Annotated in this window: 13 protein-coding genes; 3 read left to right on the top strand and 10 right to left on the bottom strand. The window is 58.4% G+C overall.

Translation table 11 applies throughout. The annotated features are described in order from the left end of the window. Positions 1–31: 31 nt before the first annotated feature. Positions 32–1,879, bottom strand: coding sequence for an extracellular solute-binding protein (locus AB4Z23_RS11405; protein WP_441360127.1), 1,848 nt, complete (start codon positions 1,877–1,879; stop codon positions 32–34). Between the two features lie 322 nt (positions 1,880–2,201). On the opposite strand from AB4Z23_RS11405, the gene AB4Z23_RS11410 reads away from it, so the two are divergent. Further along, the gene (locus AB4Z23_RS11410) at positions 2,202–2,855 is read left to right on the top strand and encodes an invasion associated locus B family protein (protein WP_013636323.1); all 654 of its coding nucleotides are present in this window, start codon (positions 2,202–2,204) and stop codon (positions 2,853–2,855) included. A gap of 127 nt (positions 2,856–2,982) precedes the next feature. On the opposite strand, the gene hspQ is transcribed toward AB4Z23_RS11410, so the two are convergent. The 5 genes from hspQ to AB4Z23_RS11435 all read right to left on the bottom strand — a co-directional run bounded on the left by hspQ (position 2,983) and on the right by AB4Z23_RS11435 (position 6,437). Next, positions 2,983–3,312, bottom strand: a complete 330-nt coding sequence (gene hspQ / locus AB4Z23_RS11415) for a heat shock protein HspQ (protein WP_003515726.1) — start codon at positions 3,310–3,312, stop codon at positions 2,983–2,985. Between the two features lie 90 nt (positions 3,313–3,402). Continuing rightward, positions 3,403–4,326 carry a DMT family transporter gene (locus AB4Z23_RS11420; protein ID WP_075807527.1) on the bottom strand — a complete coding sequence of 308 codons (924 nt, stop codon included), beginning with the start codon at positions 4,324–4,326 and terminating at the stop codon, positions 3,403–3,405. Positions 4,327–4,424: 98 nt separating this feature from the next. Next, entirely contained in the window at positions 4,425–5,834 is a 1,410-nt protein-coding gene (glnA, locus tag AB4Z23_RS11425; protein WP_003515722.1) for a type I glutamate--ammonia ligase, read from the bottom strand. A gap of 74 nt (positions 5,835–5,908) precedes the next feature. Further along, entirely contained in the window at positions 5,909–6,247 is a 339-nt protein-coding gene (locus AB4Z23_RS11430) for a P-II family nitrogen regulator (protein WP_003515720.1), read from the bottom strand. Then, positions 6,222–6,437, bottom strand: a complete 216-nt coding sequence (locus AB4Z23_RS11435) for a hypothetical protein (RefSeq protein ID WP_162633741.1) — start codon at positions 6,435–6,437, stop codon at positions 6,222–6,224. Before AB4Z23_RS11435 ends, AB4Z23_RS11430 begins: the two co-directional genes overlap by 26 nt. Positions 6,438–6,605: 168 nt before the next feature. Between AB4Z23_RS11435 and AB4Z23_RS11440 the strand changes: the two genes are divergently transcribed. After that, a complete protein-coding gene (locus AB4Z23_RS11440) occupies positions 6,606–8,081 on the top strand; it encodes an NAD(P)H-hydrate dehydratase (protein ID WP_115063046.1) in 1,476 nt (491 codons plus the stop codon). Positions 8,082–8,242: 161 nt separating this feature from the next. Here AB4Z23_RS11440 and AB4Z23_RS11445 read toward each other — a convergent pair whose 3' ends face one another. Beyond that, positions 8,243–9,280, bottom strand: a complete 1,038-nt coding sequence (locus tag AB4Z23_RS11445) for a GlxA family transcriptional regulator (protein WP_003515714.1) — start codon at positions 9,278–9,280, stop codon at positions 8,243–8,245. A 272-nt stretch (positions 9,281–9,552) separates the two neighbouring features. Beyond that, complete coding sequence (locus tag AB4Z23_RS11450; protein ID WP_025593690.1) at positions 9,553–9,771, bottom strand: hypothetical protein; 219 nt, start codon at positions 9,769–9,771, stop codon at positions 9,553–9,555. 239 nt (positions 9,772–10,010) lie between these two features. Between AB4Z23_RS11450 and AB4Z23_RS11455 the strand changes: the two genes are divergently transcribed. Further along, a complete protein-coding gene (locus AB4Z23_RS11455; protein ID WP_003515711.1) occupies positions 10,011–10,949 on the top strand; it encodes a LysR family transcriptional regulator in 939 nt (312 codons plus the stop codon). Positions 10,950–11,013: 64 nt separating this feature from the next. Here the strand turns inward: AB4Z23_RS11455 and AB4Z23_RS11460 are convergent, their stop codons facing one another. Together AB4Z23_RS11460 and AB4Z23_RS11465 are read right to left on the bottom strand one after the other, a co-directional pair. Then, positions 11,014–11,907, bottom strand: a complete 894-nt coding sequence (locus tag AB4Z23_RS11460; RefSeq protein WP_441360128.1) for a methylenetetrahydrofolate reductase — start codon at positions 11,905–11,907, stop codon at positions 11,014–11,016. Positions 11,908–12,040: 133 nt separating this feature from the next. Then, positions 12,041–12,817: a formyl transferase gene (locus AB4Z23_RS11465; protein WP_065687284.1), complete on the bottom strand. Its 777-nt coding sequence runs from the start codon at positions 12,815–12,817 to the stop codon at positions 12,041–12,043. Between the last annotated feature and the right edge of the window lie 17 nt (positions 12,818–12,834).

The following is a 12,834-nucleotide window of genomic DNA, read 5'->3' on the forward strand; positions in this document are numbered from 1 at the left end:
CTTCCGTTGTCTTGGACCGGGCAGGGGCGGATTATTGCGCCCGCGCATCCCACCAGGTCTGTTTCTGATTGCCTGATATCGGGGTCATATCCGGGCGGTCGATATATTTCCAGCGGGCTATCCATTGCGCGCCGATGTAGTAGAGCGGAATGACATAGTGGCCGGCGACGAGAAGACGATCATAACCACGCACTGCCGCCTGAAAATCCTCCGTGGATCGGGCCTGCAACAGGGCCTCGATCATGCGGTCGATGTCGGGGCTGGCCGCACCCGCATAGTTRAAGCTRCCCTGCGCATCYCGCGACAATGAACTCCAGCGGTTGAGCTGCTCGGCGCCCGGCGAGAGCGATGAGGGCAGGGACCGKATGATCATGTCGTAATCGAAGCTGTTGGAGCGTGCCTGATATTGGCCATCGTCAACGGAGCGGATGCCCATGGCGACGCCGATCAGGTTCAGCGAACGCTGATAGGCAAGCGCTATGCGTTCCTGCGCCGGGTTCTGCGTCATGATTTCGAATGCGAGCTGGCGGCCATTGGCGTCGGACATCCTGCCGTTCTTGATGCTGTATCCGGCCTCTTTCAGCTTATCGACGGCGAGCTTCAGGACCTTGCGGTCCGCGCCGGTTCCGTCGGTGGTGGGCATGACGTAGGTTCCCGCCAGAAGTTCCGGCGGCATGCTCTTGGCCGCATCGCCAAGCAGCGCAAGTTCGCGCTCATCTGCGGCATTGCCATAGGCRCCGAGCGCKGAGTTCTGCCAGTAGCTTTGCGTACGCTTGAAKGCGCCGCCGAGAATGTTCTTGTTCATCCACTCGAAATCGAGCGCATAGGAYAGGCCCTCACGCACCTTTTCGTTTGCAAAGACCGCGCGGCGGGTATTGAAGACAAGGCCGAACATGCCCGATGGCAGGCGCGGCTGGAACACATCCTTGACAATATCGCCGCGATGAACGGCGGGGAATTTGTAGGCCTGGCCCCAATGGGACGTATCGGAGGTGCCGTTGATGGCGTCGCCTTCGGGATAGATGTCGATATCGCCTTTCTTGAAGGCCTCGAACATGGTGGTGACCTGAAGGAAATAGGTGATGCTGATCTCGTCGTAATTCTCGAAGCCGACCTTGCTCGGGATATCCTTGCCCCAATAGTCCGGGTTTCGCTCCCAGATGATTCGTTCACCCGGYCGCAATGTCTTGATTCGGTATGGACCCGAGCCAACGACAGCGCCAAGGCCCGCCTGCTCGAATTTTTCCGGATCGATCGCGTGTTTCGGCAAAATCGGGGTGGAAGAGGCGAGAATGAGCGGCGTTTCGCGGTTCGCCCTGTCGTTAAAGGTGAAGCGGACGCCGTGTTCGCCGATCTTTTCCAGCTTCGCCACGCCGTCTAGGCGGCTGTTGAACGGCGGACGGCCTTTTTCCTTCAGGAGATTGAATGTGAAGATRACATCGTCAGGCGTCACCGGCTCGCCATCCGACCACTTGGCCTTGGGATTGATGTTGAACTGGGTGAAGGTGCGTTCCTCGTCCCACTCCACGGTTTCCGCAAGCAGGCCGTAAAGGCTGAAAGGCTCGTCGCTCGAGCGCTGCATCAGCGGCTCGTAGAGGAGATTGCCGAATTCAGGGTCCCAGACGCCGCGCGCCGTTGTGCGCATTCCCTTGATAACAAAGGGGTTGAGGCTGTCAAAGGTGCCGACGACACCGTAGGATATGCGACCACCTTTTTTCACGTCCGGATTGACATAAGGGAAGTGCCGGAAGTCGGCGGGAAGTGCCGGCGTGCCGTGCATGGAAATGCCGTGAAGCGGCTGCGCTACGGCAATTTCCGGAGAAAGCAGGGCCGTTCCCCAAAGAAACAATGCGGGGATGAGGGCCGCAAGCTTGCGCATGTCACTATCCTGTCTCAACTGTCGGTCCGTTTTGTCGTCGTGGTCGGTTATCGTCATGATTGGTTTTTTGTTATGATTCTGGCGAATATGTAGCACAAGCCCATGGCTGGACCCATGCGAGGGCGGGAAATCTTGGGTTGCCTCAAGAAAAAGTTAAAGAAGTGCTGGATATCGCCGCGAACGGCATGTAACAGGGTGGCCGGAAGAGACGGGTCACGCATTTGCCTCATTTAAACGACAGTTGAACGGGCAGAAGGATACCGCCATCGGCGAGCAGGACCCGCGGTTCTGTTCTGGCAGACATTCAGGAGACGGAACTCTTATGATGCAAAAGGCAAACACATTCACCCGGACAGCTCTGTCCGCTCTCGTTCTTTCCCTGGGCGCGGTTTCCGCTCCGGCCATCTCGCAGGCACAGGATGCTCCCGCCAATCAGGGCGCTGGCGCTCCGCCGCTTGGCTGGTTCAAGACCTGCTCCAAGCAGGAAGACAACGATGTCTGCGTCGTGCAGAACGTGGTTCTTGCCCAGAACGGCCAGATGATCACTGCCGTCGGCCTCATCACTGTCGAGGGCAAGGTCAACCGCAAGCTGCTCCAGGTTTCCGTTCCGACCGCGCGCCTCATTCCCCCGGGTGTGATGATGCAGATCGACGGTGGCAAGGGTCAGAAGCTCGATTACGCTGTTTGCCTTCCCGACAAGTGCACGGCCGAAGTTCCGCTGACGGACGCCATGATYGCGTCGCTGAAGAAGGGCAACGAGATCGTCTTCACCTCGATMAACTTCCGCCGCGCGCCRAACCCCATCAAGATCGCGCTTACCGGCTTTACCGGCGCTTATGACGGYGCGGCTATCACCCAGTCGCAGCTCGCAGAAAGCCAGCGCAGCCTTCAGGAAGGCATGCAGAAAAAGGCCGAAGAGGCTCGCAAGAAGCTGGAAGCTGCTCAGGACGCCGCAAAGGGCGCGCCGAAGCCCTGATCTCTTTACGAGAACACGAAAAAACCGGCCTGTTTTCAGGCCGGTTTTTTTATGCGCGGTTTTGATCCGACGTATTTTCATTAAAAGCGCACAGCGCCCTTATGATTGTTGTCAAATCGGGCGTGCGCTAATGCGCCAGCGACATCTTCGGCCGCCACTCGCCGTTGGGCGCCTTGTCGAACATCCGCTCGATATTGCGGTTGCGGAGCGGCGCCTCGTTTTCATCGTGGACGAGGTTCTGTTCGGAAACGTAAGCGACATATTCCGTCTCATCGTTTTCCGCCAGAAGATGGTAGAAGGGCTGGTCGCGCTCCGGGCGAATATCGGCGGGGATGGCGTTCCACCACTCTTCCGTATTGGCATATTCCGGATCCACGTCAATCACCACACCGCGGAACGGAAACACCTTGTGGCGGACGATCTCGCCAAGCGTAAATTTTGCGTCTCTTTGTTTCATGGTATGAACTTCCTTTCCCACTAATAGTTGGGTGCGGAATGGGAAATATCAAGGGCTAGCGGGTATCCGGCCCTTGTTCCCGTGATGCTCTTAAGCGACCCTGCGGCCGATCGGTGCGGTGGCGATGACGACGCCGCCGGTAACCAGTACGATGCCGATGGCGTGATATGTTTCAAACGTTTCACCAAGGAAAAGCGTGGCCATGACAATCGAGACGGGTGGCATCATGTAAAGCGTGATGCCTGCCGTGGCGGGGCCGAAAACGCGGACCGTATGGGTGAAGCAATAAAAGGCAAGCAGTGAGGCGAACAGGATGATGCCGCCGATCTTGGCCCAGGCGATGGCCGTGGCCGGCAGCAAGCCACCATGCGCCAGTTCGACCGCTGCCGGCGGGAGCAGGACCAGCGCGCCGGAGAAGGCGATGAGGCCGAAAAGGCTGAACGAGGCCATCTGCCGCGCCGCGGGATCGCGCAACAGCAGCGAATAGACCGCAAACGCAATCGCTGCCGTCAGAATAGCAAAATCGCCAATGTTGAATTTCATCTGCCAGAGAGCCGACATATCGCCCTTGAGCACGATTGCCGCCACGCCCGCAAAAGCGATGATCATGCCCGCCACTTCGAGCCTGCGGATCGGGCGGCCCTGAAAGATGCGCTGGAACAGGATGATGAATAGCGATGAAGTCGTGTAGATCAACGTACCGTTGGCAGCCGTCGTCATTGTGAGGCCCCAATAGACCACGCCRCCGCAGACGCCCATGCCGAGAATGCCAAGAACGAGCCAGAGCAGCGTTTTCTGGCGCACGAAGGCGAGGCAGTTCCGCCAGTCGGCGATCATGAACGGAGCGATGATGAGGCTCGATCCGATCCAGCGAATGAAGGCGGCAATGAAGGGCGAGACCTCTCCGATGACGCCGCGGCCGAAAATGATGTTGCTGGAGAAAAAGAACGGTACCGCCAGAAAGATGAGCCAGTCCGTGAGGCGCGTTTGCTGAGAGGCTGGCTTGATCGACATTGTTCGCGACATGGCTGGGCATCAAAAGAAAACGGCGGCTTTCCAGGGGAAAACCGCCGAGCGGGAAGGGACGCCTCTAAAGGCGTCCCAAATGCCGGTCAGGCMGAGTAGTACATGTCGAATTCGACCGGATGCGGGGTCATTTCGAAGCGCATGACTTCCTGCATYTTCAGCTCGATGAACGAGTCGATCTGGTCGTCGTCGAACACGCCGCCGGCGGTSAGGAACTTGCGATCCTTGTCGAGGCTTTCCAGCGCTTCGCGCAGCGAGCCGCAGACGGTCGGGATCTTTTTCAGTTCCTTGGCAGGAAGGTCGTAAAGGTCCTTGTCCATCGGCTTGCCGGGATGGATCTTGTTCTTGATGCCGTCGAGGCCGGCCATCAGCATGGCCGCAAAACCGAGATAGGGGTTCTGGGTCGGGTCCGGGAAGCGGACTTCGACGCGCTTTGCCTTCGGGTTGGAGCCAAAGGGAATGCGGCACGATGCGGAGCGGTTRCGGGCGGAATAGGCCAGCAGAACCGGAGCTTCATAACCCGGYACCAGACGCTTGTAGGAGTTGGTGGTGGGGTTGGTGAAGGCGTTGATGGCCTTGGCATGCTTGATGATGCCGCCGATGTAGTACAGGCAGTTTTCAGACAGGCCGGCATATTCGTCGCCAGCAAAGGTCGGCTTGCCGCCCTTCCAGATCGACTGGTGCACGTGCATGCCCGAGCCGTTGTCGCCGAAGATCGGCTTCGGCATGAAGGTTGCCGTCTTGCCATAGGCATTGGCGACCTGGTGCACGACGTACTTGTAGATCTGCATCTTGTCGGCGCTGGATACCATGGTGTCGAACTTCACGCCCAGTTCGTGCTGCGCGGAGGCGACTTCGTGGTGGTGCTTTTCGACGACGACGCCCATTTCAGCGAGAACCGTCAGCATTTCGGAACGCATGTCCTGCAGGCTGTCGATCGGCGGAACCGGGAAGTAACCGCCCTTGACGCGCGGACGGTGGCCAAGGTTGCCGGTTTCGTAATCCGTGTCGTCGTTGGACGGCAGTTCCGATGAATCCAGCTTGAAGCCGGTGTTGTAAGGGTCTGCCTTGTATTTCACGTCGTCAAAGACGAAGAATTCCGGCTCGGGGCCAACGAAGATGGTGTCGCCGATACCGGAGGCCTTGAGGTAGGCTTCGGCCTTCTTGGCGGTGCCGCGCGGGTCGCGGTTATAGGCTTCGCCGGAAACCGGGTCGAGAATGTCGCAAAGGATGACGAGGGTCGACTGGGCGAAGAACGGATCGGTATGGGCAGTTGCCGGATCGGGCATCAGCACCATGTCGGATTCGTTGATGGCCTTCCAGCCGGCGATCGAGGAGCCGTCGAACATGACGCCATCGGCGAACATGTCTTCGTCTACGCAGACAACATCCATGGTGACATGCTGCAGCTTGCCCTTGGGGTCGGTAAAGCGCAGGTCCACGAACTTGATGTCGTTATCCTTGATCTGCTTCAAGATATCGTTTGCGGTCGTCATTTAAACGTTTTCCTTGAGTGTGGTGGTGACGAGGTGAAAAACCTGAGCCTCCCCGGCTCAGGACCTGGTTCCGATTATATGGCGTCCACGCCTGTTTCACCGGTACGGATTCGGATGACTTCCTCGACGTTGGAAACGAAAATCTTTCCGTCGCCGATACGTCCGGTCTGTGCCGCATTGCGGATAGCCTCAATGACGGCTTCCGCATTTTCGTCCGCCAATACGACTTCGACTTTCACTTTCGGCAAAAAGTCCACGACGTACTCTGCTCCGCGGTAGAGTTCCGTGTGGCCCTTCTGACGACCAAAGCCTTTTGCTTCCGTGACCGTGATTCCCTGAAGTCCGACTTCCTGAAGGGCTTCCTTCACTTCATCGAGCTTGAAAGGCTTAATGATCGCTTCGATCTTTTTCATGAGAAAATATCTCTCCGCTTCTCCCGTTAAAGCAGGTTATTCCCGCTCTGCCACAAGAATGCACGTATTGTGCCAGATCGGAAGCGGGCTTGAAGAAAAAACTTCGCTTGCCCGGCTTTCTGGCACAAAATGCATTCGCTTTTTGTGGTTTTCCAGCCAATTTCTCGCCAAAACCCGAAAAATCCGTCATCAATTCTGTCGGTTTTCCTTATTTTAGTTATGTTGAATATTYYGGAATKCRCTGACRGCGTTTTGTTGATTTGTTTATATTTTATGCATTTGATTATTATTTCGCCGCAGSCATTTGCTTATTTTTGTATCGATTGCCTTTCCGGCGTTTTGAAGGGATGATCGCTCCATGAAATCCCTATTGAATCTCTCTCTTATCGACCCTGCTGTGATGGCCCGCATCGATGCGGCCTCAGGCCAATCCGGCATTCCCCTATACGATCTTATGGAGCGGGCAGGGCAGGCGGTCGCTGCTTCGGCCCTTCGCCACTATCCGGACGCGCTGCGTTTCGTCGTGCTCTGCGGAGGCGGCAATAATGGCGGTGATGGTTACGTTGCGGCACGCTCGCTTGTGCAAAGCGGGGCGACAGTTGCGGTTCATCATCTTGGCCAAGTCACGGCCATGAAAGGCGATGCCCGCACGGCTTTCGAGGTTAGCGGCGTCACAGCCCTGCCGCTTGGCGACTATGTACCCATGGCTGGAGACGTGGTGATTGACGCGGTGTTCGGTGCCGGATTGTCCCGCGAGATTCCGTCGGAGCTTCGGCGCGTGATCGATGCGGTGACGCAGGCAGCCGTGCCGGTTCTCGCCGTCGATCTGCCGTCTGGTCTTTGCGGCAGGAGGGGCGTGCCTCTGGGCGCATCGTTCAAGGCGGTGCGGACCGTAACCTTCATGGCGCGAAAACCCGGCCATCTGTTGATGCCGGGGCGGGAACTGTGCGGGACGCTTGAGGTGTTCGATATCGGTATCCCCTCCCGTATTCTCGCCGCTCATGCGGGATCGGTTGCGGAAAACGATCCACTTGTCTGGCGCGACGCCTTGCCCCGCTCCGAAATGGAAACGCATAAATTCCGCCGTGGGCATCTGACCGTCTTTTCCGGACCGCCACATGCGACGGGAGCAAGCCGCATGACGGCAATTGCAGCGCTGAAGGCGGGGGCGGGCATCGTCACCATTGCCGCGCCGAAGCAGGCGCTCGACGTGCTTTCGGTGACATTGACGGCGGTGATGAGCTCCGGTCTGGATGATGCGGACGATCTGCGCCACTGGCTGGACGACAAACGCCACGGCGCTTTCGTCCTCGGTCCCGGTTTCGGCGATCTCGAAAAGGCGCGGCAATTCGTGTCCCTGCTCGGGGACAAGGTGGTGGTGCTGGATGCCGACGCGATCACCGCTTTCAAGGACTGCCCGGAAACCCTGTTCGACCGGATGATTTCAGGCGCGGGGAAATTCGTATTGACGCCGCATGAGGGCGAGTTTGCTCGGCTCTTTCCCGATCTCGCCGCTGACACGTCACTGAGCAAGATCGAGAAGGCGCAGACCGCATCGGCGCGCAGCGGCGCAGTGCTGGTCTACAAGGGGGCGGATACGGTCATCGCCGCGCCGGACGGCCGCGCGCTGGTCAATACCAATGCGCCGTCGAGCCTTGCGACGGCGGGGTCAGGCGATGTGCTGGCTGGCATCATCGGCGCATTGCTTGCGCAGGGAACGCCTGCCTTTGAGGCCGCCGCTGCCGGTGTCTGGCTACATGGCGTGGCGGGCAGCAGGGCTGGTGCAGGTATGACGGCAGAAGATCTCGCCCACGCGGTGCGGCCGTTTGCGTGACCTTGAGCTGGTGTCCACTCCGTCACCGGACTTGATCGCAGGAGATACCTTTCGCTGCGCAGACGCGTCGTGGCTGTATGCCGGATCTAGTCCGGCATGACGGAGGAAAGGTTTTCATYMCTGAAGCGAGGGCTTTTTCGCCCTAGAGGTTTAAAGCCGCGTCAGTGCGCGGCTTTGCCCTGGCTCGCGGTTGCCATCCGCGAAGCGCTGATCAGCAGCTTGCGTTCCGCCCGTTCCTGTTGCGGCGTGCGATTGTAGATTTCGCGATAACACTTGGAGAAATGCGAAGCGGAGACGAAACCGCAGGCAACGGCAACCTCGACCACCGGCATGGCCGATTGCACCAGCAGGTGGCGGGCGCGGTCCAGGCGGATTTCAAGATAGTAGCGGGCGGGTGAGCGGCCCATTTCCTGCCGGAAGAGACGCTCCACCTGTCGGCGCGACAGATCGGCCGCATCGGCGATGTCGAGCAGCGACAGCGGCTCGGACAGATTGCCTTCCATCAATTCGATGATCGACAGGACCTTGCTATTCTGAACGCCGAGGCGCGCACGCAGCGGCAGGCGCTGGCGGTCGTTGGGGCTGCGCACCCGGTCCGTCAATTGCTGCTCGCAGACGCGGTTGACAAGATTTTCGCCGAAATCCTGACCGATCAGGCTCAGCATCATATCGAGCGATGCGGTGCCGCCGGCGCAGGTATAGATGTTGCTGTCGACCTCGAAGAGATCGGCATAGACTTCCACCTGCGGGAAGGCCTCGGAAAAACCAGGCAGGTTCTCCCAGTGGATCGCACAGCGTTTGCCATTTAAGAGACCGGCCTGCGCGAGGATATGCGCGGCGGTACAGAGGCTGCCGATGGCGATGCCGCGATTATAGGCTTCACGCAGCCAGGCATTGACGGATTTGTTGATGTGCTGGTCGACATCGATGCCCGAACAGATGATCGCCATTTCAACGCGGTTTTCGCCGCTGACATATCGTCGCTCATCGGCAAGACAGGTGTCGACCTCAAGACAGATGCCGCTTGATGACATGACCTTCTGGCCGTCGAGCGAGGCGAGGCGCCATTCGTAAGCCTGATACCCCAGCATGCGATTGGCGATGCGAAGCGTTTCAACCGCTGCGGCGAACGGCAGCATGGTAAATTGCGGAATGAGAAAAAAGACGATTGAGCGTTTCTTCTGGGAGTTCCTGCTCATTTGCCCGTGCTCCGTTGCGAATACGCAATTCCTCCCTTGGAATCGGTCTTCTGGATGTCCTGTTTCCGACATCTTTAACGAAAAATACGCCGTGAAATCCGGGCTGTCAAAAAATAGCTTTTGAAATATGCAAAATTTGCGACAAGCCTTTTTAAAGGGCGTCGTGTCGCATGTAAAACAGGCAGGTCATTTTACGCCTCTGCCGGGGCGTCTCGGGATTGACGGGGATGGCTCGCAAGTCCTGGGACGGTTGCGAGCCATGGGGTTGCGCATCATTTGCGGACGACCCTGATGCGATTGCTGTCGGTTGTCGGCCATCCAATGTCCTTCAATGTTTCAGGCGGCAAACCTTCCAGCGCGCGGAGCATTCTTGCGCGCTTCCATGACGTATGGAGAGCGGAAATCTGGCCGGACAGGCGCTGGAGCCAGCTACCGGTCGAGGGGCGTTGCGATGAACGGCTCGCTGCGGGGTGATAATGTATCATGGCCATGTCTTGATCCTTTCGTGAACCACGATCCTGTTTACGACTTCGGTATGCGCTTACATATCTCATCAAACAAGAGAATGAATTTTATGTCATTCATCAATTTTAGGAATGACTCGCGCTCGCCGCCTGCCGGAATTCCTGTCGTTCCGTGATGGGCCAGCGCTTCATTCCGACAAGGCGTTAGTTGCCCCGTCATTCGATGTCCCGGATGGTGCGCCTGTGTTGACATTCAATCAAACGAAATGATATCCATCTATAAATCAAAATATTTGAAGGTTCGTGCCATGACCGTAACTTTCCGCCAACCGTTGCCGCTGCTGGATAACGACATTCTGAGAACCTTCGTCGCGATTGCCGAGACCGGGAACTTCTCCACCGCTGCAGAGGTGGTGTTCAGAACGCCGTCCGCCGTTTCCATGCAGATAAAGAAGCTGGAGGAACAGCTGAAGACGACGTTGTTCCTGCGCGATGCCCGCTCGGTGACTTTGACGGCGCATGGCGAAACGCTTCTTACCTATGCGCGCCGCATGATCGCGCTGTCTAACGAGGCCGTGTCGCGTTTCGTCATGCCTGAACTGTCTGGCGTCGTCAGGCTCGGTGCGCCGGAAGATATTGGCGAGCGCGGTTTGCTCCCGGGTATCCTCAAGCGTTTTGCCGAGGTTTTCCCCGGCATCATGATCGATGTCACGATCGATTCCAGTTCCAATCTCTACAAGCGCATGGATGAACGGCGGCTGGATCTGGCACTGGTCAACTGTGCGTCGCATCCGCTGCGGGATACGGGCGAGGTGCTGATGCGCGAACGTCTCGTCTGGGCCGGGGCAAAATGCGGTACGGCCTATCTGCGCGATCCGCTGCCCATATCGATCTGGGAAGAGGGCTGCATCTGGCGTTCGGAAGCGATCAACTCGCTTGAAAAGCGGGGTCGCAATTTCCGCGTGGCCTATCTCAGCGGCCATACCATGGCGCAGCGCGCAGCAATTGCCGCCGATCTCGCCATCGCTCCCCTGCCGCGCTCCTATGTGCAGAACGACATGGTCATTCTGAGCGACAAGGAAGGCCTGCCGGAACTTGGTTATTTCGATATTCGCCTGATCACGGGCGAAAGACCCTCGCGCCCCATCCTTGCGGTCGCGGAAAGCATCCGCAACGCCTTTGTCGAGGTCGCCAAGGCGGCCTGAGGTAGATCTTTATAACGGGAATGCGCGACGGCGAGCGTCCGTCGCGCCATAGGCAAAGGTGGGCCTAGATCGCTACCGTGCCCCGTTTTGCGGAAAAGTCCGCATCGCCGATTTGCCAGCTTCCACGACCGGCCAGCCAGTCTGCCGAATTCTGTAGCCCACCAAATGGGAAAACGTGGATTTGCCGGATCGGCCCTGCCGGATTTGCCTGCCAGTGCCGTTCGATAGGGCCGACCACGCTTTCCGGTGAATGCCCCTTGGCCAACGTCGTCAGGGAGAGCGCGTTCTTTTTCAGATAGGCRATGGAATTGCCGACGCCGCAGAGAGCCGCATATTTCAGCAGCGTCGTGATCCTGGCCGGACCGGAGACGCCGATATGCACTGGCAAGTCGATGCCGGAGGCGGCGAGTCCTTCCGCCCAGGCGATGAAGCGCGCGGGGTCGAAGCCGAACTGGGTGACGATGCGCATTGCCGCATCGCTTCTTTCGGCAAAATCATACTTCAACTTCAAGACGGCCGTCGCCGTCTCATCGCTGAAATCGGGGCTGCCTTCGGGATGGCCGGCGATTGCAATCTGATTGATCCCGCAGCGATCGAAGATGCCGGTCGACAGCATATCCATGCTGGATGYGAAGGGACCAGCCGGCGTGGCGACGCCACCGCCGACTACCAGCACATCCGACACACCCGCTTCGCCTGCCAGCCGCTTCACCTGCTCCTCGAATTCCACGCCAGACGATATGCGCCGTGCCGCGAGATGCGGCACTGGTGTGTAGCCGAGATCGCGAAGATGTTTTGCAGCGTCGACCAGCCTGTCCTGCGAGGCCTGTCCGGTGTCTGTCAGATAAACACGCACGCCCTGTGGAAAGATACCGGCAAGACTTGCCGGGCCGAGCACCTGTGCGGGTGAGGCTTCAATGGAGGCGGCAATGGCGGGAGAGGTCGAGATATCGTGCAATTTGAATTTGGTCCTTTTCCCTTATCATGCACCCGTTTGTTGCCCACGTCTTTGCCTGTTGCGGCAAGACAGCCCTGCATCTGCGACGAAGCTTGATTTCATCTGTTTGGCTAGCGGCAATGGCTGGTTGTTCTCACCAGACACGTTTGGTGAGGCCGTTCCACAGCCATGTCCAGATCGTCGGCGGAAACCGCAGCACCGATTTGCCAGGCAAGGGCGGTTGCGGCGCAAGGCTGCCGGAAAGGGCGTCCTCGATAGCGCTGACCGCAATATCGACCGAGGCGGCGGTCAGAAGCAGGGGGTAGGTGGCTATGGTATCGGAAGGCGAGGGCTTCAGCCGCTTTTCGTAAAGGGTTGCGCCGGTATCCACGCCCTTGTCGACCAGATGCACGGTCGCACCGAAATTACCCCGGTCCTTTTCCACCAGCGCCCAATAACCGCCCATCTGGCCGCGATAGGCGGGATTGATGCCGGCGTGGAAATTGATGACCGGGCAGCGCAGAGCTTGAAGGGTTGCCGGTGTCAGAAGGCGGCAGGAAATGGTGAAGATCGCCGCCGGTTGCAAGGTGTTGATGGCCTTGTGGCACTCTTCGTCGTTCAGGGAGGCCACGTGTGTAACAGGAACTGCCTGGCCGAGATCGGCAGAGAGGCCATGTTCGGCAATGATCTCATTTGTGCGCCGAACAGTGAAGCGTTTGCCGAGCCGGGAGGCGATCATCGTCGCCATCTGGCCTGCGGCTGTCATCCAGCCAAGCCGCCGCGCCCGTCTTTTCAGAATGGCCGATTTGCTTTCCGCCTGCTCCACGATGACATGGATATCCGGAAACCGGGCGGCCAGCGCATTGATCATGACATTGGGGTTCAGCCCCCCCGCCGTCATCACCAGTAGCCGATTGTTTATCTCAGTCATGTCACCCACACGATTTT

Origin of the sequence: Agrobacterium sp. MCAB5, from assembly GCF_052114365.1 — a bacterium.
GTDB lineage: Bacteria > Pseudomonadota > Alphaproteobacteria > Rhizobiales > Rhizobiaceae > Agrobacterium > Agrobacterium tumefaciens.